Source organism: Streptomyces sp. RKAG290, from assembly GCF_023701695.1.
Classification (GTDB): domain Bacteria; phylum Actinomycetota; class Actinomycetes; order Streptomycetales; family Streptomycetaceae; genus Streptomyces.
The window spans coordinates 2272222-2293245 of record NZ_JAJOZC010000001.1 but is presented as its reverse complement, the minus strand read 5'-3'; the positions used below and the strand labels follow the sequence as shown (position 1 = coordinate 2293245).

Genomic DNA, 21024 nt, shown 5'->3' with positions numbered 1-21024 from the left:
GCGGGCGGGGCGCCGCAGGGGCGCCCCGCCTCAGGAGTGTCGGCGTCAGGCCTTCACGAACAGCTTGTAGAAGACTGCCGAGGACCAGTTCGGGTGGAACATGGCGCCGCCGACCTTCGAGCCGTACAGGTAGAAGCGGCGCTGGAACGTCTCGGGGATGATCGGCGCCTCCTCCGTCATGATCCGCTTGTCCAGGGCGGCCCACGCCTTGCCGGCCTCGGCCGGGTCGGCGATGACGACGTTCTTCTTGATCGCGGCGTCGACCCAGTCGACCTTCAGCTGCGAGATGTTGTTGGCGCCGTTGGCGATCGTGCCGCCGTCGAACAGCGGCTGGATCAGCGTGTAGCCGGTCGGCCAGTCCGGGGACCAGCCGAACCACATCACGTCGAACTTGTTGTCGATCTGCTGGATCTGGTCGTAGTAGCTGGTGGAGTCCAGCGGCTTGATGACCGGGGTGAAGCCGGCCGCCTTCAGGGCGTTCTCGATGACGACCTTGGTCTTGTCGTAGTTGGCGCCCTGCGGGAACGCGTAGACGACCTTCTGACCGGTCTTGCCGGCCTCCTTCAGCAGCTTCTTCGCTGCCTCCGGGTCGCCCTGCGGCTTCTTCAGCTTGCCGTAGACGTCGTCCTTGGCGTAACCGAGGATGTCCGGGCTGAGGATCGACGTCGCGTAGTCACCTGCCGAGGGGCCACCGTAGATCTTGCGGATCTGCTCCAGCGGCCAGGCGTGGATGAGCGCCTGGCGCACCTTCAGGTCGGTGATCCGCTTGGTGTTGATGGCGTAGTAGTAGATGCCGGTGAGCAGACCGTTGAAGGTGCGCTTCTTCAGCTCCGGGTCGGTGATGACCTTCTGGATGCGCTCGGCGGGGACACCGCTGTAGGCCATGACGGCGTACTGGTCGTCGCCGTCGTCGGCGATCAGACGGTCGGCGGCCTGCAGGGACTCGGGGCCGAACTCGTAGACGAAGCTGTCCGGGTACGCGTTGCGGATCGAGTCGGTGGCCGGGTCCCAGTGCGGGTTGCGCACCAGCGTCATCGACTTGTCGACCTTGTGCGCCTTGATGCGGTACGGGCCGGCCGAGACCGGGTCCTTGTCGTACTTCTCCTTGCTGTCGCCCTTGACCGGGACGGCGCCGTAGGAGCTCATCGCGAGGGTGAAGTTGAAGTCCGGGCGGGACTCGGCGAGCTTGAAGGTGATGGTCTTCGCGGCCTTGTCGGTCACGACGGACTCAAGGTGCTTGCCGCTGAACGGGCCCTTGTACTTCGACCGGAAGTCGGCCGAGCCGGTCAGTGCCTGCTGGGCGTAGCCCGCGCCCTCGGTGGTGAAGCTGGCGAAGCCGCGCTCGATGCCGTGGCGCACGTCCTCGACCGTGAGCTCCTTGCCGTCCTCCCACTTGAGGCCGTCCTTGAGCGTGAATGCCCAGGTCTTGCCGGCGTCGCTCATGGTGCCCGCGTCGGTGGCGAGGTCACCGACGAGCTTCATCGAGCCGTCCGCGGCGATCTTGTAGCCCGTCAGGCCGCGGATGAAGAGGTCGCCGACGGCGGAGTTCCACGAGAAGTAGATGCGCTGCGGGTCGAGGTGCGAGAAGTCGTCCGGGGCGATGCCGCGGATCGTGCCGCCCTTCTTCGCGCCCGGGATCTCGGCCGCGGGGCCGGTGGAGTCGGCCTTGGTGCCGACGACGACCGCACCGGTGTACTTGTCGGTGCCACCGTGGCCCTTGTCCTTGCCGCCCTTGTCGGTAGAGCTGCCGCTGCTGCAGGCGGAGAGGACCATCGAACCGGCGGCCGCGACCGACGTGGCGATGACGAAGTTTCTGCGGGAGAGGGACATGGCTTCCTGCTCTGTTCGAGGGAGAACGATCGATCCGGTGGGCCCCGTCGCCCGGCCGGAGGAAGTGCGGTTCAGCGCTTGGTCTTCGGGTCCAGTGCGTCGCGCACCGAGTCGCCCAGCAGGTTGAAGGCGATCACGAAGATCACCATCGTCGCGCCGGGGAAGAGCATGAAGGTGATGTCGCTCTGGTAGACGTCCGATCCGCGCTCGATCATGACGCCCCAGTCGGGCGTCGGCTCGGTGAGACCGACACCGAGGAAGGAGAGACCGGCTTCCGCCGTGACGAATGCGGGCAGCGCGAGCGTGGCCTGGATGAGGATCGGCGTCCAGAGGTTGGGCAGCAGTTCCTTGAAGATGATCCGGGCCGGGGAGGCGCCGGTCACCCTGGCAGCCTCGACGAACTCGCGCTCACGCAGGGCGAGGACCTCGCCGCGCAGCAGGCGGGCGATCGACGCCCAGCCGAAGGCGGTCATGATCGTGATGAGGCTGACGACGGTCAGCCAGACCGGGGTGGACTCCTCGGGGGAGACCAGGATCGAGAGCATCACGGGCCAGAAGGCGATGAAGAAGAGCGTGGACGGGAAGGCAAGCAGGACATCGATGACCCGGCCGACCAGGTAGTCCGTCCTCCCGCCGAGGTAGCCCGCGGTGATGCCGACGGCGATGCCGATCACGGCCACCAGCAGCGTGGTGGCCGTGGCGATGAGCAGGGAGTTGCGGATGCCGTAGAGCAGGAAGGTGAGCACGTCCCGGCCGAGCCCGGGCTCGATGCCGAACCAGAAGTCACTGCTCATACCGCCGTTGGGCAGCACCGGGGAGCCGAAGTCGTCCAGCAGGCTGGTGTCGTTCGCCCCGTACGTCGTGTACGGATCCTTCCCGTACAGCTTGGCGATCAGCGGCGCACAGATGGCCACCACGAAAAAGAAAATAACTACATAAGCCGAAATGACGCCGGTACGGTCGCGCTTGAATCGCCGCCAGGCCAGCTTTCCCGGGGACCGGCCGTCGCCGCCCTTGGGCGCCGAAGCGGTGGGCGCCAACAGCGTCGTCGAGTGAGCCGCCTCAAGAGGGTTGGCTGCGTTCGAGGTTGGAATCGTCATGGTGCTCCTGGCCCGGAGGGTCGAAGGACTCCGCAGGGCACACCTACGGGCTACCCGGACTTTTTCAACGCAATTCATGCAGGGTCAATGAATGTCGGACTGCCTTGAGCCGCTCTTTGGAAGCTTGACCAATGCATGACTTTGACGTGGTCATGTCTTTACTGTTGGTTTACCCGATCAAGGTCTTATTCTCCGGCAAATCAATGAAAAACCGTCAATGAGTTCGATATCCGGGCGGTGATGTCTCGGAATTCGTGCATCCGGTCGCATGGGTGCCGGGTCGATGCGCGTTCGTTGCGTCGCCGTTATCGCTTCGCCGCTCGTCAGGCCCGCTTCGGCCGTCCGTGCGGCATGGCGCGTACGCGTCAAAAGTACGCGTGCGGGGCCCCTCGGCTGCCATCCGGACGGCTCCTGTCGTGCCCGGATGGCGGGAGTAAATATGCGTAAGCCCCTCTATGAGGTGATATTTGACTCCAAGTAAGACGGAGCACTATGAGGAGGCAGTCCATGCGCGGAGCCACACAGGTCAAGTGGGCCGCATGCGCGGTCGCCGTCGCTCTGGCGGCGACGGCCTGTGGCGGCGGAGGCGACAGTGGCGGGGGTGGCGGAGGCGCCGATGGGATTGTGAGCTCCTCGTGGGGTGACCCGCAGAACCCGCTGGAGCCCGCCAACACCAACGAGGTGCAGGGCGGCAAGGTCCTCGACATGCTCTTCCGGGGGCTCAAGCGGTACAACTCCAAGACCGGCGCGGCCGAGGACATGCTGGCGGAGAAGATCGACAGCTCCGACTCCAAGAACTTCACCGTCACCGTGAAGGACGGCTGGACGTTCTCCAACGGTGAGGCGGTCACCGCCAAGTCCTTCGTGGACGCCTGGAACTACGGCGCGAGCCTGAAGAACAACCAGAAGAACGCCTACTTCTTCGGCCAGATCGACGGCTACGACAAGGTGCACCCGGACTCCGGCTCCCAGAGCGCCGGCGCGATGTCGGGGCTGAAGGTCACCGGCACCAGGACGTTCACCGTCAAGCTCAACCAGAAGTTCTCCCTGTGGCCCGACACGCTGGGCTACGCCGCGTTCGCCCCGCTGCCCCAGGCCTTCTTCGACGACCACGCCGCCTGGCTGAAGAAGCCGGTCGGCAACGGCCCGTACACGATCAACTCGTACACCAAGGGTTCGCAGATGGCCCTGCGCAAGTGGGCCAAGTACCCCGGCACCGACAAGGCGCAGAACGGCGGTATCGACCTCAAGGTCTACACCGACAACAACACCGCCTACACCGACCTGGTGGCCGGCAACCTGGACCTCGTGGACGACGTCCCCGCCTCGCAGCTGAAGAACGTCAAGGCGGACCTCGGGGACCGCTACATCAACACCCCGGCCGGCATCATCCAGACGCTGGCCTTCCCGTTCTACGACGACGCGTGGAACAAGCCGGACAGCGACAAGGTCCGCAAGGGGCTGTCCATGGCCATCAACCGCAAGCAGATCACCGACACGATCTTCAACAAGACGCGGACCCCCGCCACCGACTGGACCTCGCCGGTGCTGGGCGCGGACGGTGGCTACAAGGCGGGGTTCTGCGGCGGTCTGTGCGACTACAACCCCGCCGAGGCCAAGAAGATGATCTCCGAGGGCGGCGGCATCCCCGGCGGGCAGGTCAAGATCGGCTACAACGCCGACACGGGCAGCCACAAGGACTGGGTGGACGCGGTCTGCAACAGCATCAACAACGCCCTCGGCAACGACAAGGCGTGTGTGGGCAGCCCGACCGGCACGTTCGCCGACTTCCGGAACAAGATCACCCAGAAGAAGATGACCGGGCCGTTCCGTGCGGGGTGGCAGATGGACTACCCGCTCATCCAGAACTTCCTGCAGCCGCTCTACTACACCAACGCCTCGTCCAACGACGGGAAGTGGTCGAACAAGCAGTTCGACAAGCTGGTCAACCAGGCGAACGCCGAGTCCGACACCGCCAAGGCGGTCAAGACCTTCCAGGACGCCCAGGCGGTCGTCCGGGACAACATGGCCGCCATCCCGCTCTGGTACCAGAACGGCAGCGCCGGCTACTCCACGAACGTCTCGAACGTCGCGCTCAACCCGTTCAGCGTGCCGGTCTACAACGAGATCAAGGTCAACTGATCCCGTGACGCACGCGGCCCGGCACCCTCCAGGGGTGCCGGGCCGCGGGGCGTGAACCGGTGCGGGGCGGGTGAGGGCCGACGGGGTCCCGTTCGGCGGAATCCAGATCGTCACGCCCGCCGCCCGGCCGCTTTCACGCGAGTGGCGGCATCGGGTCCCCCTTTGTTCCCGTGAGGGGGAACAGAAGATGCCATGCACTACGAAATGGGATGTATTTGGTTGACGCCGGGACGGTGAACCGGCGGTGGCCCCGACGGCGCCGCCGTCCGGGGCGAGATCCGGCAATCGAATCGACGGCCGTTCGGGGCGGCCGGTGGCAACAGGGAGGTGACGGTGCGATGCAGCCATTCATCAGGCCCCGGTTTGCCGCGGAGCGAGCACCGGCCGACGGCGGCATCCCGCCGAGCACGGCCGAACCGACAGCCGGGGTCCGCTGCCCGACCGATGTGCGGAGGGTGACATGGGGCGTTATGTGATCCGCCGTCTGCTCCAGATGATTCCGGTCTTCATCGGAGCCACGCTGCTGCTCTTCCTCATGGTGAACGTGATGGGCGACCCCATCGCGGGCCTCTGCGGGGACCGGCAGTGCGACCCCACGACGGCCGCGCAGCTGCAGAAGGAATTCGGCCTGGACAAGCCCGTCTGGCAGCAATACCTGACCTACATGGGCAACGTCTTCACCGGTGACTTCGGTACCGCCTTCAACGGACAGCCGGTCACCGAGCTGATGGCGGCCGCTTACCCGGTCACCCTGCGGCTGACCATCGTCGCCATCCTCTTCGAGATCATCGTGGGCGTGACGCTCGGCGTCATCAGCGGACTCAAGCGGGGCCGTGTCGTCGACAACTCGGTCCTGGTCGCGACCCTGGTCGTGATCGCGATCCCCACCTTCGTGACCGGCTACGTGCTGCAGTACCTGCTCGGCGTGAGGTGGTCCGTCATCTCCCCGACGGTCTCCTCGGCGGCGCCGTTCGGTGAACTGATCCTGCCCGGGCTGGTGCTCGCCTCGGTCTCCCTGGCGTACGTCACACGACTCACCAGGACGTCCATCGCGGAGAACTCCCGGGCCGACTACATCCGCACGGCTGAGGCCAAGGGCCTGCCCAGGCGCCGCGTCATCGTCCGGCACCTGCTGCGCAACTCGCTGATCTCCGTCGTCACCTTCATCGGTACGGACATCGGCGCGCTGATGGGCGGCGCAATCGTCACCGAGCGGATCTTCAACATCCACGGCGTCGGTTACCAGATCTACCAGGGCATCCTGCGGCAGAACACCCAGACCGTGGTCGGCTTCGCCACCATCCTGGTGCTGGTCTTCCTGGTCGCCAACCTGGTCGTCGACCTCCTCTACTCCGTACTCGACCCGAGGATTCGCTATGCCTGAGCCTCAGCCCGAGCAGCAGCAGGGAGCGATCGCCGGCACCGGCGCCGGCGGCGCGATGGACCTGGCCGTCAGCGAAGGCACCACCCTGGAGAAGAAGCCCGGCGGGCCGGAGGGCGGTGGGGCCGACGGCCGGGCGGGCAGCCTCTGGGCCGACGCCTGGCGGGACCTGCGGCGCAACCCGGTCTTCATCATCTCGGCGCTGATCATCGTCTTCCTGGTCATCATCTCGATCTGGCCCTCGCTCATCGCGTCCGGCAGTCCGCTCAAGTGCGACCTGGCCAAGGCGCAGCAGGGGTCCCAGCCGGGCTACCCGATGGGATTCAACGCGCAGGGCTGCGACGTCTACACCCGGGTCGTCTACGGCGCCCGTGCCTCGGTCACCGTCGGCGTCTGCGCCACCCTGGGCGTGGCGCTGCTCGGCGGCCTGCTCGGCGGACTCGCGGGCTTCTTCGGCGGGTCCTCGGACGCCATCCTGTCCCGCGTCACGGACATCTTCTTCGCCATTCCCGTGGTCCTGGGCGGTCTGGTCCTGCTGTCGGTCGTCACCAGCAACACCGTCTGGCCGGTCATCGGATTCATGGTGCTGCTCGGCTGGCCGCAGATCTCCAGGATCGCCCGCGGCGCGGTCATCACGGCCAAGCAGAACGACTACGTCCAGGCCGCGCGCGCCCTCGGGGCGTCCAACACCCGCATGCTGCTGAGGCACGTCGCCCCCAACGCCGTGGCGCCCGTCATCGTGGTGGCCACCATCGCGCTGGGCACCTACATCGCCCTGGAGGCCACGCTCTCGTACCTCGGCGTCGGCCTGAAACCGCCGACCGTGAGCTGGGGCATCGACATCTCGTCGGCCTCGCAGAACATCCGCAACGCCCCGCACATGCTCCTCTGGCCCGCCGGCGCGCTGGCGGTCACCGTGCTCGCGTTCATCATGCTCGGCGACGCGGTGCGCGACGCCCTCGACCCCAAGATGCGCTGAGGAGTCCGCCCCATGTTGCTCGAAGTGCGCGATCTGCACGTGGAGTTCCACACCCGGGACGGGGTCGCCAGGGCCGTCAACGGGGTCAACTACTCGGTGTCCGAAGGCGAGACGCTCGCCGTACTCGGTGAGTCCGGCTCCGGGAAGTCGGTCACCGCACAGGCCATCATGGGCATCCTCGACATGCCGCCGGGCAAGATCAGTGGCGGCGAGATCCTCTTCAAGGACCGGGACCTGCTGAAGCTCAAGAAGGAGGAGCGGCGGAAGATCCGCGGCCAGGAGATGGCCATGATCTTCCAGGACGCGCTCTCCTCCCTCAACCCGGTACTGACCGTGGGGGAGCAGCTCGGCGAGATGTTCGTCGTGCACCGCGGCATGTCCCGCAAGGACTCGCGGGCCAAGGCCGTCGAGCTGATGGACCGGGTCCGGATCCCGGCCGCCAAGGAGCGGGTCGGCAACTACCCGCACCAGTTCTCCGGCGGTATGCGCCAGCGCATCATGATCGCCATGGCGCTGGCCCTGGAGCCCTCGCTGATCATCGCGGACGAGCCCACCACCGCCCTCGACGTCACCGTCCAGGCCCAGGTGATGGACCTGCTCGCGGAGCTCCAGCGCGAACTGAACATGGGTCTGATCCTGATCACCCACGACCTGGGCGTCGTCGCCGACGTCGCCGACAAGATCGCCGTGATGTACGCGGGGCGGATCGTCGAGACCTCACCGGTCCACGACATCTACAAGGCGCCCGCGCACCCGTACACCAAGGGCCTGCTCCGCTCCATCCCGCGCCTGGACCAGAAGGGCCGGGAGCTGTACGCGATCAAGGGCCTGCCGCCCAACCTGCTGCACATCCCGCCCGGCTGCGCCTTCAACCCGCGCTGCCCGATGGCCCAGGACGTCTGCCGCACCGACGTACCGCCGCTGTTCGACGTGGCCGAGCACCGTCAGAGCGCCTGCTACTTCTGGAAGGAGACGCTCGATGCACGCTGACCACTCGGGGCGCAAGGAAGCGCGCGAAGAGGGCGAGATGGCACGCGCCCTGCTGGCCAAGTCGCGGGAGACCAGCGCCCACGCCGGCAACGAGCCGATCCTGGAGGTCCGCGACCTCGTCAAGCACTACCCGCTGACCCAGGGCATCCTGTTCAAGAAGCAGGTCGGCGCCGTCAAGGCGGTCGACGGGGTCTCCTTCGACCTGGCGGCGGGCGAGACGCTCGGCATCGTGGGGGAGTCCGGCTGCGGGAAGTCGACCGTGGCCCGGCTGCTGGTCCACCTGGAAGAGCCCACGGCCGGGGCGATCCGGTACAAGGGCGAGGACATCACCAAGCTCTCCGGCCGCGCCCTGAAGGCCGTGCGCCGCAACATCCAGATGGTCTTCCAGGACCCGTACACCTCCCTCAACCCCCGGATGACGGTGGGCGACATCATCGGGGAGCCGTACGAGATCCACCCCGAGGTGGCGCCGAAGGGCGACCGGCGCCGCAAGGTGCAGGACCTGCTCGACGTCGTCGGTCTCAACCCGGAGTACATCAACCGCTATCCGCACCAGTTCTCCGGCGGACAGCGCCAGCGCATCGGCATCGCCCGCGGGCTCGCCCTCAACCCCGAGATCATCGTGGCCGACGAACCGGTCTCGGCCCTCGACGTCTCCGTCCAGGCGCAGGTCGTCAACCTGCTGGACCGGCTGCAGACGGAGTTCAACCTGAGCTACGTCTTCATCGCGCACGACCTCTCGATCGTCCGGCACATCTCCAACCGGGTCGGGGTGATGTACCTCGGCCGGTTCGCCGAGATCGGCACGGACGAGGAGATCTACGAGCACCCCACGCACCCCTACACCCAGGCGCTGCTCTCCGCCGTGCCGGTGCCGGACCCGATGGCGCGCGAGTACCGCGAGCGGATCATCCTGCACGGCGATGTGCCCTCACCCGCCAACCCGCCCTCCGGCTGCCGCTTCCGCACCCGCTGCTGGAAGGCGCAGGAGAGGTGCGAGCTGGAGGTGCCGCTGCTGGCCGTCCCGGCGGTGTTCCGGCTGACGGACACCCCGGCCCGGCACGATTCGGCCTGTCACTTCGCGGAGGAGAAGCGGGTGGTGCCGCCGGAGGGCACGCTGGAGCCACTGCAGGAGGACGCGGTGCCGGGGGAGTCGAGGCCAGGACCGGACGTGGAGAAGGTGGACCGGGAGGCCCGCAGGCCACCGTCCGCGGGCCCCGCGAACGGGAACGAGGGTCCGCCCACGCCGGGTGGCCCCGTTGGCGCGGACGACGGTCCGCCCGCGTCCACCGGGCCCGTGAGCGAGCCGGACCCGCCCGCGTCGGCGGGTCCGGGAAGCGAGGACGACGGTCCGCCGCCCTCCGGCAGCAGCCGGGCCGGCTGACCGCAGGTCCGTTAACGCGCGGGCAACTCGTCCGTCGCACGTCCGATATACGGACCCGTCAGCATGGACGACGTACGGCCGTGCGGGTGCCGTGGACCGGCCGGGGGACGTCAACTCCCCCGGCCGGTCGCCCGCCAGGACCGTGCGGCGGCCGCCCTCTTGTCGGGAGGCCGGACGCGGTGGAGTATCGCTCGGGTGATACTCACCCGCGGAGCAAGAGTCACCGGTGCCGTCCTCTGCGGCGTGCTCGCCGTGATCGTCGCGAGCTGGCTGGTACGGGACATCCGGGCCGTGGACTTCGACCAGCTCTGGCGTTACTGGGCCGGGTTCTACAACGCCCGCCCGCGTGCGATGCCCGCTACCTCGGCCCTGGATGTCGCCCTGTTCGTGGTGTACGTGGTCGCAGCCGTCGCCGCACTGCGCTCCTCCGTCGCCGCCACCACGCTCGTCGCCGCCGGCGTGATCACGCTTGCCCTGCAACTGCCCGGACTCTGGAACATCAGCAGCCGGGCGATGGAGTCGTCGTTCTCGGACGATCTCCGCTCAAGGGCGTTGATCTGCGCCTTCGTCGGCCTCGCTGCGGGCATCGCACTGATCATCACCGCCGGGGCCGGCCGCCGGCCGCCGGTCGACTCCTACGAGCAGACGCCCTCCCGGCCGGGGCCGGGCGCGTCCGTCGCCGCCTTCCTGCTGCTGTGCGCGGCCGGGGCGGTGCTGATCGCCTGGGAGATCCGCCAGGTCGTGAAGTACTCGGAGATCTTCCCCGACTGGTACCTCGGCGGCGACCGGATCCCGCACGGGGTGGTCGATCCGCCGCCCGGCTGGGGTAGCGCCGCACTGGCCCTGCTCTGCCTGGTCGCGGGGGTGAGCGCACTCTTCCACGCCGTGCACGCACGGCCGTTCGGCCTGGTGGCGGCCGCGCTGCTGCTGCCCGGAGGGGCGCTGGGCGTGGTCCGGATCGTGCACTACGACCTGCTGGACCACTTCGGATCGCTGCCGACCGAGACCCAGCTCACCCTGGTCAGCTGGGTCTTCCAGGTGTTCGCCGCCGTGGTCGTGCTGATCGCGCTGGCTCCCAGGGGCTTCGCCGACGTCCCCGGCCCGTACGGACAGGGGCAGGGGCCCGGGTACGGCCAGCCGGCCTACGGGCCCGGCTCGTACCCGGGGCAGGGCAACGCGCCCTACCCCGGACAGAACCCCGGCCCGTACCAGGGCCCGCAGCCGCCCGCCCCCGGCTACGGGTACCCGCAGGGCGGCGGCTTCGGACCGCCACCGCCGCCCTCGCAGCCGCCGCCGGGCTGGTAGCCGCGAGGTGCGGTGCCGGGGCATGCGAGCCCGGCATGATCCAAACGAGAGGCCCTACGCGGACGGGCGCGCCAACGACCGCTTCAGGAAGTCCACCTGGAGCAGCAGCAGGTTCTCCGCCACCTTCTCCTGCGGGGTCATGTGGGTCACCCCGCTCAGCGGCAGCACCTCGTGCGGGCGCCCCGCCGCGAGCAGCGCCGAGGACAGCCGCAGGGTGTGGGCGACCACCACGTTGTCGTCCGCGAGCCCATGGATGATCATCATCGGCCGCACCTGCTCGGCGGCGTGCGACAGTCCGTCGTCGGTGAGCAGCGAGTTGTACGCGTACACCTCGGGCTGGGCCGCCGGGTCGCCGAGGTAGCGCTCCGTGTAGTGGGTGTCGTAGAGCCGCTGATCGGTCACCGGGGCGCCCACGACCGCCGCGTGGAACACGTCGGGCCGCCGCAGCACGGCCATGCCGGCCAGGAAGCCGCCGTACGACCAGCCCCGGATGCCCACCCGGTCCAGATCCAGCGGGAACCGCCCGGCGAGCGCGTGCAGCGCCTCGACCTGGTCGTCGAGGGTGAGGGCGAGGTTGTTCTTGACCGCCTTCTCCCAGCCGGGTGAACGGCCCGGTGTGCCGCGGCCGTCCGCGACGATCACGGCGAAGCCCTGGTCCGCGAACCACTGCGAGGTGAGATGAGTGTTGTGGCTGGCGACCACCCGGCGGCCGTGCGGCCCGCCGTACGGATCCATCAGAACCGGAAGCGGACCATCCGATTCCTTGTATCCGGAGGGGAGCATCACGGCGCACGGAATCCGCCGTGCGCCCCCTTCGGTGAGCTGCGCCCGGGTGGAGAGCACCGGCTGCTCCGCGTGGTTCGCGACGGTGGCGACCTGCTTCCCGTCCCGGAACACCCGCACGGTCGCTCCCGGCCGGTCCAGGGAGGTGGAGACCAGCACCGTCACCCCGCCGGAGCGGACCGCGGAATGCACCCCCGCACCCTCCGAGACCCGCTCGACGCCGAGCTCGTTGACCCGGTACACATGGCTCTCGCCGGTCTCCGGCACGAGGGCCCGCTCGCCCTCCGACGCCGTCACCAGGATGTCCGAATCCCCGATGTCCAGGACCGTCTGGATCTGCAACTGCGCCCCGGTCAGCGGCCGGTCGCCGACCGAGAGCACCCGCGCCCCGCCCTCGTCCGCGATCCGCACGAGCCGCCCGTCCGGCGCCCACGCGGGCACTCCGGGGAACAGGTCCAGCCACACCGGGTCCTCGTCCACGTGCACCGTCCGGGTCGTCCCGGTCTCCGGGTCCACCGCGAGGTAGAGCAGACTGCGCTGGTCACGCGTTTGCACGAGCAGCAGCGGCGCCCCGTCCGAAGACCAGTGCACCCGCGCCAGGTAGGGGAACCGGGCCCGGTCCCACACCACTTCGGTACGCTCCCCGGCCAGCCCCACGACGAAGAGCTGGACCACCGCGTTGGGCGTCCCGGCCGCCGGGTACGCGACCTCGGCGGGCTTGCGCTCGGGGTGCGCGGGGTCGGCGATCCACCACCGGTGCACCGGGCTGTCGTCGACCCGGGCGACAAGCAGCCGGTCCGACTCCGGAGACCACCAGAAGCCGCGCGAGCGCGCCATCTCCTCGGCCGCGATGAACTCCGCGAGGCCGTAGGAGACATGCGCGTCCTCCGGCTCCACGAGTGCCCTGTCCCCGTCTCCCTCGGCGCCCACGACGCGCAGCGCGCCCTTGGACACGTATGCGACGTGTCGCCCGTCGGGGGAGGGTCGCGGATCGATCACCGGACCTGGCACGGGCAGCGCGCGCGCCGTACCGGCCCGCAACTCCGCGACGTACAGCTTCCCGGAGAGCGCGAACGCCGCCAACTCGGCGGCCCCGTCGACCGCGTAGCCCACGATCCCGGACGACCCCTCGCGGCTGCGCTCGCGCCGGGCGCGCTCCTGCACGGACAGCCGCTCCTGCGAACCCCCGAGCAGCGCCGCCGGGTCGGCCACGACCCGCTCCTGCGGTGCGCCGCCGTCGGACAGGTCGAGCACCCAGAGCCGGCCCGAACGGTCGGTGCCGGACCCCGAGCGCAGGAACACCACCCGCTCACCGTCGGGTGACACCGTGAACGCGCGGGGTGCGCCCAGGGTGAACCGCATCGTCCGGGCCAACTGCAGCGGGAAGGTGATCTCTGGCGAAGTCATGTACCGAACCTATCGGCCGCTCCCCGCCCGTGCGCCCCTCGTGCTGCTGTGCCCCGATCAATGCGTTGCCACGGATAGTTATGATCCGTAGCGCTCGGTGGGTAAGAACCTGCTGGCTCCATGCGTGCTGCCCGTCCCGACCGTACTGATGGAGGTGAACCGCCGTGGCACTCTCGATTTCGGCGGTGGTGCTGCTGGCGATCGTCGTCTTCCTGCTGGTCCGGAAATCCGGGCTGAAGGGCGGACATGCGGTGGTCTGTATGCTGCTCGGTTTCTATCTCGCCAGCTCGTCCGTGGCGCCCACCATCTCCGAGCTGACCACGAACGTGGCCGGCATGATCGGGGGGATCAAATTCTGACCGTGCCACCCGTCCGCGGTTCGTCGGCGCCCGGCGCGTGGGTGCCGTCGGCCACCGGGGCCGCCGGCTCGTAGGGTGGTCCCCATGACGGACCTTCCCGCCCGGCGTCTGCTCCTGGTGCACGCACACCCCGACGACGAGTCGATCAACAACGGCGCCACCATGGCCAGGTACGCGGCCGACGGCGCCCTGGTGACGCTGGTGACCTGCACGCTCGGCGAGGAGGGCGAGGTCATCCCGCCCGCGCTCGCGCACCTCGCCGCCGACCGGGACGACTCCCTGGGCCCCTGGCGGCAGGGCGAACTCGCGGCGGCGATGAAGGAGCTGGGGGTCACCGACCACCGCTTCCTCGGCGGTCCCGGCCGCTTCCGCGACTCCGGGATGATGGGCGCCGAGCAGAACCACCGCCCCGGCGCCTTCTGGTCCGCCGACGTGGACGAGGCCGCCGGGTACCTCGTGGAGGTGATCCGCTCGGTCCGCCCCCAGGTGCTCGTGACGTACGACCCCGACGGTGGCTACGGGCACCCCGACCACATCCAGGCGCACCGGGTCGCGATGCGCGCCGCCGCACTGGCCGCCGACCCGGCGTACCGGGCGGGCTCCGGAGCCCCGCACGCCATCGCCAAGATCTACTGGAACCGGGTGCCGCGTCCGGTCGCCGAGGACGCCTTCGCCCGCCTGCGGGCCACCGCCCCCGACGCCTTCCCCGGCATCGCCGCGATCGACGACGTGCCGGGTGTGGTGAACGACACCCTGATCACCACCGAGATCGACGGCGCCGGCTACGAGGAGGTGAAGACCGCCGCGATGCGGGCGCACGCCACCCAGATCGCGCTGAGCGGCCCCTTCTTCGCCCTGTCCAACGACCTGGGCCAGCCCGTCCTCACCACCGAGTACTACCAGTTGGTGAGCGGTGCCCCGGGCGCCAAGCAGGGGGCGCGGGAACACGATCTCTTCGCAGGCGTACAGGGAGCGGACACATGAGCAGCAGACAGCGGGCAGCCCGGACCAACGCACCAACCAGGGACATTCCGGCCACCGGCCTGGCCGCCCCCCTCAACCCACGCCGGATCGCCGCCCTGCTCGGTCTCGCCCTCCTCGGCGCGGCCGTCGGGATCGCCGGAACACTGGTCCAATCCGCCTGGTTCCCCGGCGGATTGCTGCTCACGCTGCTCGCCACCACCGCCCTCTTCTGCGGCGGCCGACGCCTCATGGGCACCCAGCCCGGTGCGGCGGCGCCCGCCGCGGGCTGGCTGATTTCGGTCGTTGTTCTGCTGGGTGGCCGCCCCGAAGGGGACTACGTCTTCGGGGACGAACTCGGCCTCGCCCTCTTCATGCTGGGCGGGATGGCTGCGGCTGTGATCTGTGCCACCATGTCGCGGTCACCCCAACTAGGTGCCGACAGCGGCCGACCTGGCAAGTAATGTGCCACGTCCGATCCCGTAATGCCCCCTGTCCGTCCGGGGGGTGCGCAGTCGTTTCCCCCGGTCGCGGGGTGTCTGTCGGCCGCGGCCAGTAAGGTGGTTCGCGCGCCGAGCCGTCCCCTGGCCTGCGGCATGGGGGAAGTACGGGCGGCGGAGCCAATCGGGAGAACCTGCTTTGAGTCGTGAAACTGACAGTTCGTCCTCCGGGCCCCAGGGCCGCGGAGGAGCCGCGTACCCCTCGGGTACGCCGCCGTACGGATCCCGCCAGTATCCGTCGCTGCACCCTTCGCAGGACGCTCCGGAGGAGACCCCGGAGCCTGCGGATCCGCCTCAGCCCGAAGAGCCGAGGACAGAGACGACGCTGACGACGCGTATCCGGATCAACATTCCGGGCTCGCGTCCGATCCCGCCGGTGGTCATGCGTACGCCGATGAGTGACGCCGACGCCGGCCCCGGCAACGAGCGCACCGGCAGCACCCCGCGCCCCGGCGCCCCCGCGCCCAACGGCGCGCCGGGCACCCCGGCCGCACCGGGACCCGACGCCGCGGACGGGGCCGCCGCGGCGGAACCGGCTGCCGAGAAGCCTGCCCGGGAGAAGGGCGGCAGCGACTGGTTCGCGCCGCGCAAGCCCCCGGCGGGTGGCTCGCCGGACGCGTCCGCCGGTGCTCCGGCGGGCAGCCCGCCGGGCGGCGGCACGGACGGCGCGGGCTTCCAGGCCGGCGGCCCCGGTGGCTTCGGCGGCCGGGCGGACGGTCCGGGCAACGGCCCGGCAACCCCGCCCCCCGGTCCGCGCGCCGACCTGCCGTACTTCTCGGACGGCCCGCAGCGCGCGGATGCCCCGGGTGCGCCCGGAGCCGACGAGTCCGGCGCCGACGTCCCCGGCGGGCCGCGTGCCACGCCGAACCTCGGTGTCCGTACGCCGGGCCCGTCCGGACCCACCACGGGACCGGCCACCGGCAACTCCGCGCTCACTCCGGACCTCGACGGACTCGGGCCCTTCGGCGCGGGACCGGGCGGGCCCGGCGGACCGCAGGCTCCCGGCGGCCCCGGTGGCGTACCGCCGCGGATGTCCGACGACACCGCGGTCCTCACGCCGCAGTTCCCGGCCGCCCCGTCCGGTGGCAACGTCTCGGGGGACACGCTGAACAGCGGGATCCCCGTCGTGCCGTCGGAGCGCCGCTCGACGCAGCCCCCGCCGTTCCCGGGCCCCGATCTCACCCCGCGGATCCCGGACAACCCGATGGGCACCGGACCGGCCGGCCCGGGAGGGTTCGCCGCCCAGGCGCCCGAGTCCGGCGCCCGCACCGCACCGGAGCCCGCCTCGTCCAAGGCGCCGGCGAAGAAGGGCCGCTCGAAGCTGGTGCTGCTCTGCGTGGCAGCCGTCTGCCTGCTCGGGGTCGCGTACGGCGCCGGGCTGCTGATGAACCACTCCGACGTCCCCAAGGGCACGACCGTCCTCGGCGTCGACATCGGCGGCGGCACCAAGGAGGACGCCGTCGAGAAGCTGGAGACCGCCCTCGGCGAACGGACCAAGGCCCCCCTCCGGCTGAGCGTGGACGGCAAGCAGACGGAGCTCGCACCGGACAAGGCCGGCCTCGCCCTGGACGACCAGGCGACCGTGCGCTCCGCGGCGGGCAGCGACTACAACCCGGTCTCCGTCATCGGCTCCCTCTTCGGCGGCAAGCGCGACATCGACCCGGTGATCCCGGTCGACGAGGAGAAGCTCCAAGTCGCGCTGACCGACCTGGCCGGCGCCTCCGGCTCGGCGAGCAACGGCATGGTCAAGTTCGAGCCGGGCAAGGCCGTCGCCGTACCGGGCAAGGCCGGCAAGGCGCTCGACGTCAACCAGTCGATGGGCTCGGTGCGCGATGCCTACCGGGCCCAGGTGGAGACCGGCCGGGCGGCCACCGTCGAGCTGCCGGTCACCACCCGCGAGCCCACCATCGACCAGGCCGAACTGGACCGGGCGATGAAGGCGTTCGCGGAGCCCGCGATGTCCGGTCTGATCACGATCAAGGCCGGGCCCAAGCAGATCCAGTTCGGCCCGGCCAAGTCGCTGCCGAAGATCCTCTCGATGGTCCCGGTGGACGGCGGCACCAAGCTCGTCGACCACTACGACAAGAAGGCCATCGACGCCCTCTGCGAGGGCGTCTTCGACGGCATCATGATCACCAAGGGAGACGGTGCGAAGCACCAGCTCAGCGCGGACGACGTGGCCTTCGCCATGAAGGGCGCACTGCTCGGCAAGACCCCCGCCGAGCGGACCGTCACGATCGACCTCGGCGGCAACGGCTGACACCACCCCGTACCGCACGGCGCCGCCCCCGACCGGACCCCGGCCGGGGGCGGTGCCGTCTCCGGGCGGCCCCGTCACTCCCGCGGCATGACATCTGTCATCCCGGATCCACGACTGCTGACCCTGCCGGGCGCACCCCCTGCTCCGCCAAGCTGGGCGTATGACAACGACAGCCCCCGAAGTGACCGCGGCGAAGACCGCAGTGGTCAGCTTCGACCAGGTGAGCAAGGCCTACGGCGACGTGCGTGCCGTGGACGGACTCACCCTCGACCTGCACCCCGGCGAGACCGTGGCGCTCCTCGGCCCCAACGGCGCCGGCAAGTCCTCCGCCCTCGACCTCCTGCTGGGTCTGCGCACCGCGGACTCCGGGACGGTCCGCCTCTTCGGCACGACCCCGCAGGCGGCCATCGCCGCCGGCCGGGTCGGGGCCATGCTGCAGACCGGCGGTCTGATGGAGGACGTCACCGTCGAGGAGCTGGTGGGGCTCGTCTGCGCCCTGCACCCCAAGCCCTACCCGGTGAGCGAGGTGCTGGCCAGGTCCGGCATCGCGTCGATCGCCGGCCGCATGGTCAACAAGCTGTCCGGCGGCCAGGAGCAGCGCGTACGGTTCGCGCTCGCCACCGCCGGGGCCAACGACCTGATCGTGCTCGACGAGCCGACCACCGGCATGGACGTCACCGCCCGCCAGGCCTTCTGGGCCACCATGCGCGAGCAGGCCGACCAGGGCCGCACCGTCCTGTTCGCCACCCACTATCTCGAAGAGGCCGACGCCATCGCCGACCGCGTCCTGGTCCTGCACAAGGGCCGGATCCTCGCCGACGGCACCGCGGCCGAGATCAAGGCGATGGCCGGGGCCCGCCGGATCTCCTTCGAGCTGGAGGGCCCGGTCGACGAGGAGGCCCTGCGGGCCCTGCCGTTCCTCGCCGCGCTCGACATCAACGGCCGCCGGATCCGTATCCAGTCGCACAACGCCGACGCGACCGTGCACGCCGTCTACGGCCTCGGTCTCTACCCGCGCGAACTCGAAGTCGCGGGACTCGGACTGGAGCAGGCCTTCGTCGCCATCACCGAGGCCGAGGAGGCCAGGACCGCATGCTGAATTTCTTCTCGTGGGCCCTCATCAGGCTCGAAGTGACCCGCACCCTGCGGAACAAGAAGTTCATGTTCTTCTCGATCATCTATCCGTCGGTGATCTACCTGCTGATCTCCGGCACCCAGAACACCACCGACAAGGTGCCGCACACCGATCTGACCCTGCAGTCCTTCTTCATGGTCTCGATGGCCTCCTTCGGCGCGCTGACCGCCGTACTGATGGGCAACAGCGAGCGCATCGCCAAGGAGCGCGAGAAGGGCTGGGTCCGCCAGCTCAGGCTGACCGCACTGCCCAGCCGCGGGTACGTCCTGGCCAAGATCGCCAGCGCCGCGATGGTCACCCTGCCCTGCATCGTGGTCGTCTTCCTCGTCGCCGCGGTCGGCAAGCACGTGCGGTTCGACGCCTGGCAGTGGTTCGCCCTGGCCGGTGTCATCTGGGCCGGTTCGCTGGTCTTCGCCGCCCTCGGCGTCGCCATCGGCTACATCGCCAGCGGTGACGCGGTCCGGCCGATCACGATGATCATCTACTTCGTGCTCTCGATCCTCGGCGGCCTGTGGATGCCGAGCGCGACCTTCCCGCAGTGGATCCAGAACATCTCCGAATGGCTGCCCACCCACGCGTACGCTGCACTCGGCCAGGCCATCGAGCTGGGCGGCGCACCCCACGGCAAGGACGTCGCGATCCTCTGCGGCTACTTCCTGCTCTTCGCGGGCGGTGCGGCCTGGCTCTACCGGAAGGACACCCTGAAAGCGTGAACGAGGACGAGATGTCCGTGGGTATCGGGCGTCCGCCGGAGACCCGCAAGCAGGTGGGGATCAAGGGCCTCTGGATCGGCGTCTGGCTCGCCTTCATGAGCGCGCCGGTCAAGGATCTCGCCGACGGCTCCCACACCGCGTGGGCGACCGCGCTCGGCACCCTCGGGCTGGCGGTCTTCGTCGGCTCCTATCTGGTCCTCGTCTTCCGCCCGGCCCCGAAGATGCTCAACCCGTTCCAGGTCCGGGTCGTGCTCAGCTTCCTCGGTGCCCTCGCCGTCCTCCTGTCCCTGGCGCTCGGCACCCCGTGGCTGGTCCTGTTCGTGTACGTCTCGGTCTCCGCCGGGGCCACCCTGCCCCTGCGGAGCGCCCGCTGGATCATCCCCGCCGTCACCGCCGTGCTCGTCGGCATCGGTCTGACCGGCGACCACCCCCGCGAGATCATCACCGCCCTGGTCTTCCCGGCCCTGCTCGGCGGGTTCTCGATGACCGGCGTCCGGCAGATGATCCTCACCACGAACCAGCTCCGCGAGGCCCGCGCGACCGTTGCCCAGCTCGCCGCCAACGAGGAACGGCTGCGGCTGGCCCGCGATCTGCACGACCTGCTCGGCCACTCCCTCTCCCTGATCACCCTCAAGAGTGAACTGGCCGGACGGATGCTCCCCGACCACCCGGACCAGGCGGCCGCCCAGGTCGCCGACATCGAACAGGTGAGCCGGCAGGCCCTGGTGGACGTACGCGGCGCCGTCACCGGCTACCGCCGGCCGACGCTCCCCGGCGAACTGGCCGGCGCCCGCACCGCCCTCGCCGCCGCGGGGATCACCGCGGACATCCCGGCCGACGCCCCCGAGGACCTCCCGGAGAAGGCGGAGGAGGTGCTCGCGTGGGCGCTGCGGGAAGCCGTCACCAACGTCGTACGCCACAGCAACGCCCGGCACTGCACGGTCACCCTGGCCCCGCGCCAGACCCTGGACGGACGCATCCTCGAACTCACCGTCGCCGACGACGGCCGCGGCACCTCCGGCACGACGCCCGGCAACGGTCTCACCGGCATCGCCGAGCGGCTCGCCACCGTCGACGGGACGCTGATCACCCGGGCCACCAACTCTCGCTCCGGCAAAGGCTTCACCATGGCCATCGGCGTGCCGTTCGGATCGGGCCTAGGATCCGGGGAATGAGCATGATCAGACTTCTCCTCGCCGAGGACCAGTCCATGGTGCGCGAAGCCCTGGCGGCGCTCCTCGGCCTGGAGCCCGACATCGAGGTGGTCGCCCAGGTGGCCCGCGGTGACGAGGTGCTCGCCGCGGCCAGGGAGCACAGCATCGACGTGGCCCTCCTGGACATCGAGATGCCCGGCATGACGGGTATCGAGGCGGCCGGGGAGCTCCACCGCGCACTCCCGGACGTCAAGGTCGTCGTCGTCACCACCTTCGGCCGCCCCGGCTACCTGCGCCGCGCGATGGAGTCGGGCGCGGACGCGTTCCTGGTGAAGGACGCCCCGGCGTCCCAACTGGCCGAAGCGGTACGCAAGGTACTCGCCGGCGAACGCGTCATCGATCCCACCCTGGCGGCCGCCGCCCTCGCGGACGGGGCGAGCCCGCTGACCGACCGGGAGCGCGAGGTGCTGCGCACGGCGGCGGACGGCTCGACCAACGCGGAGATCGCCGCGTCGCTGCACCTGTCCCAGGGCACGGTCCGCAACTACCTCTCGACGGCGATCCAGAAGATGGCGGCGCGCAACCGCGCGGAGGCGGTCCGGATGGCACGCGAGAAGGGCTGGCTGTAGCCCACCCATGCCG

Annotated in this window: 17 protein-coding genes; 14 read left to right on the top strand and 3 right to left on the bottom strand. The window is 69.9% G+C overall.

The annotated features are described in order from the left end of the window. Window positions 1–45 precede the first annotated feature (45 nt). Complete coding sequence (locus LNW71_RS09610) at window positions 46–1830, bottom strand: ABC transporter substrate-binding protein (RefSeq protein ID WP_250967854.1); 1785 nt, start codon at window positions 1828–1830, stop codon at window positions 46–48. A gap of 71 nt (window positions 1831–1901) precedes the next feature. After that, on the bottom strand, window positions 1902–2930 hold the full coding sequence (locus LNW71_RS09605; RefSeq protein ID WP_250967853.1) for an ABC transporter permease: 1029 nt from the start codon (window positions 2928–2930) through the stop codon (window positions 1902–1904). Between the two features lie 507 nt (window positions 2931–3437). Between LNW71_RS09605 and LNW71_RS09600 the strand changes: the two genes are divergently transcribed. From LNW71_RS09600 to LNW71_RS09575, 6 genes are all read left to right on the top strand, one after another. After that, a complete protein-coding gene (locus LNW71_RS09600) occupies window positions 3438–5072 on the top strand; it encodes an ABC transporter substrate-binding protein (RefSeq protein WP_250967852.1) in 1635 nt (544 codons plus the stop codon). 460 nt (window positions 5073–5532) lie between these two features. Next, window positions 5533–6456 carry an ABC transporter permease gene (locus LNW71_RS09595; protein WP_250967851.1) on the top strand — a complete coding sequence of 308 codons (924 nt, stop codon included), beginning with the start codon at window positions 5533–5535 and terminating at the stop codon, window positions 6454–6456. Then, on the top strand, window positions 6449–7432 hold the full coding sequence (locus tag LNW71_RS09590; protein WP_250967850.1) for an ABC transporter permease: 984 nt from the start codon (window positions 6449–6451) through the stop codon (window positions 7430–7432). The genes LNW71_RS09595 and LNW71_RS09590 overlap by 8 nt, the downstream gene beginning before the upstream one ends. A gap of 12 nt (window positions 7433–7444) precedes the next feature. Continuing rightward, complete coding sequence (locus tag LNW71_RS09585) at window positions 7445–8422, top strand: ABC transporter ATP-binding protein (protein ID WP_250967849.1); 978 nt, start codon at window positions 7445–7447, stop codon at window positions 8420–8422. Then, a complete protein-coding gene (locus LNW71_RS09580; protein ID WP_250967848.1) occupies window positions 8412–9806 on the top strand; it encodes a dipeptide ABC transporter ATP-binding protein in 1395 nt (464 codons plus the stop codon). The genes LNW71_RS09585 and LNW71_RS09580 overlap by 11 nt, the downstream gene beginning before the upstream one ends. 195 nt (window positions 9807–10001) lie before the next feature. Next, window positions 10002–11111 (top strand): hypothetical protein, encoded by a 1110-nt coding sequence (locus LNW71_RS09575; protein WP_250967847.1) that lies wholly within the window; start codon window positions 10002–10004, stop codon window positions 11109–11111. A 54-nt stretch (window positions 11112–11165) separates the two neighbouring features. On the opposite strand, the gene LNW71_RS09570 is transcribed toward LNW71_RS09575, so the two are convergent. Next, entirely contained in the window at window positions 11166–13256 is a 2091-nt protein-coding gene (locus tag LNW71_RS09570) for a prolyl oligopeptidase family serine peptidase (protein ID WP_374119518.1), read from the bottom strand. Window positions 13257–13465: 209 nt separating this feature from the next. Here LNW71_RS09570 and LNW71_RS09565 point away from each other — a divergent pair, with 209 nt between their 5' ends. From LNW71_RS09565 to LNW71_RS09530, 8 genes are all read left to right on the top strand, one after another. Continuing rightward, window positions 13466–13660: a hypothetical protein gene (locus LNW71_RS09565; protein WP_250967845.1), complete on the top strand. Its 195-nt coding sequence runs from the start codon at window positions 13466–13468 to the stop codon at window positions 13658–13660. Window positions 13661–13744: 84 nt separating this feature from the next. After that, window positions 13745–14644 carry an N-acetyl-1-D-myo-inositol-2-amino-2-deoxy-alpha-D-glucopyranoside deacetylase gene (gene mshB / locus LNW71_RS09560; protein WP_250967844.1) on the top strand — a complete coding sequence of 300 codons (900 nt, stop codon included), beginning with the start codon at window positions 13745–13747 and terminating at the stop codon, window positions 14642–14644. Next, window positions 14641–15084, top strand: a complete 444-nt coding sequence (locus LNW71_RS09555; RefSeq protein ID WP_250967843.1) for a DUF6113 family protein — start codon at window positions 14641–14643, stop codon at window positions 15082–15084. Before mshB ends, LNW71_RS09555 begins: the two co-directional genes overlap by 4 nt. Before the next feature lie 430 nt (window positions 15085–15514). Beyond that, window positions 15515–17380, top strand: a complete 1866-nt coding sequence (locus LNW71_RS09550) for a hypothetical protein (protein ID WP_374119373.1) — start codon at window positions 15515–15517, stop codon at window positions 17378–17380. Between the two features lie 160 nt (window positions 17381–17540). Next, window positions 17541–18479: an ABC transporter ATP-binding protein gene (locus tag LNW71_RS09545; protein ID WP_250967841.1), complete on the top strand. Its 939-nt coding sequence runs from the start codon at window positions 17541–17543 to the stop codon at window positions 18477–18479. Next, window positions 18473–19228 (top strand): ABC transporter permease, encoded by a 756-nt coding sequence (locus tag LNW71_RS09540; RefSeq protein ID WP_250967840.1) that lies wholly within the window; start codon window positions 18473–18475, stop codon window positions 19226–19228. Before LNW71_RS09545 ends, LNW71_RS09540 begins: the two co-directional genes overlap by 7 nt. Continuing rightward, window positions 19225–20403, top strand: a complete 1179-nt coding sequence (locus LNW71_RS09535; protein ID WP_250967839.1) for a sensor histidine kinase — start codon at window positions 19225–19227, stop codon at window positions 20401–20403. The genes LNW71_RS09540 and LNW71_RS09535 overlap by 4 nt, the downstream gene beginning before the upstream one ends. Beyond that, window positions 20400–21011, top strand: a complete 612-nt coding sequence (locus tag LNW71_RS09530) for a response regulator transcription factor (protein ID WP_250967838.1) — start codon at window positions 20400–20402, stop codon at window positions 21009–21011. Before LNW71_RS09535 ends, LNW71_RS09530 begins: the two co-directional genes overlap by 4 nt. Window positions 21012–21024: the final 13 nt, after the last annotated feature.

What these genes read in the sequence shown, in the direction of transcription:
- LNW71_RS09610 (WP_250967854.1), bottom strand. Translation starts at nt 1,830, where the DNA reads ATGTCCCTCTCCCGCAGAAACTTCGTCATCGCCACGTCGGTCGCGGCC.
- LNW71_RS09605 (WP_250967853.1), bottom strand. Translation starts at nt 2,930, where the DNA reads ATGACGATTCCAACCTCGAACGCAGCCAACCCTCTTGAGGCGGCTCAC.
- LNW71_RS09600 (WP_250967852.1), top strand. Translation starts at nt 3,438, where the DNA reads ATGCGCGGAGCCACACAGGTCAAGTGGGCCGCATGCGCGGTCGCCGTC.
- LNW71_RS09595 (WP_250967851.1), top strand. Translation starts at nt 5,533, where the DNA reads ATGGGGCGTTATGTGATCCGCCGTCTGCTCCAGATGATTCCGGTCTTC.
- LNW71_RS09590 (WP_250967850.1), top strand. Translation starts at nt 6,449, where the DNA reads ATGCCTGAGCCTCAGCCCGAGCAGCAGCAGGGAGCGATCGCCGGCACC.
- LNW71_RS09585 (WP_250967849.1), top strand. Translation starts at nt 7,445, where the DNA reads ATGTTGCTCGAAGTGCGCGATCTGCACGTGGAGTTCCACACCCGGGAC.
- LNW71_RS09580 (WP_250967848.1), top strand. Translation starts at nt 8,412, where the DNA reads ATGCACGCTGACCACTCGGGGCGCAAGGAAGCGCGCGAAGAGGGCGAG.
- LNW71_RS09570 (WP_374119518.1), bottom strand. Translation starts at nt 13,256, where the DNA reads ATGCGGTTCACCCTGGGCGCACCCCGCGCGTTCACGGTGTCACCCGAC.
- mshB (WP_250967844.1), top strand. Translation starts at nt 13,745, where the DNA reads ATGACGGACCTTCCCGCCCGGCGTCTGCTCCTGGTGCACGCACACCCC.
- LNW71_RS09555 (WP_250967843.1), top strand. Translation starts at nt 14,641, where the DNA reads ATGAGCAGCAGACAGCGGGCAGCCCGGACCAACGCACCAACCAGGGAC.
- LNW71_RS09550 (WP_374119373.1), top strand. Translation starts at nt 15,515, where the DNA reads ATGAGTGACGCCGACGCCGGCCCCGGCAACGAGCGCACCGGCAGCACC.
- LNW71_RS09545 (WP_250967841.1), top strand. Translation starts at nt 17,541, where the DNA reads ATGACAACGACAGCCCCCGAAGTGACCGCGGCGAAGACCGCAGTGGTC.
- LNW71_RS09540 (WP_250967840.1), top strand. Translation starts at nt 18,473, where the DNA reads ATGCTGAATTTCTTCTCGTGGGCCCTCATCAGGCTCGAAGTGACCCGC.
- LNW71_RS09530 (WP_250967838.1), top strand. Translation starts at nt 20,400, where the DNA reads ATGAGCATGATCAGACTTCTCCTCGCCGAGGACCAGTCCATGGTGCGC.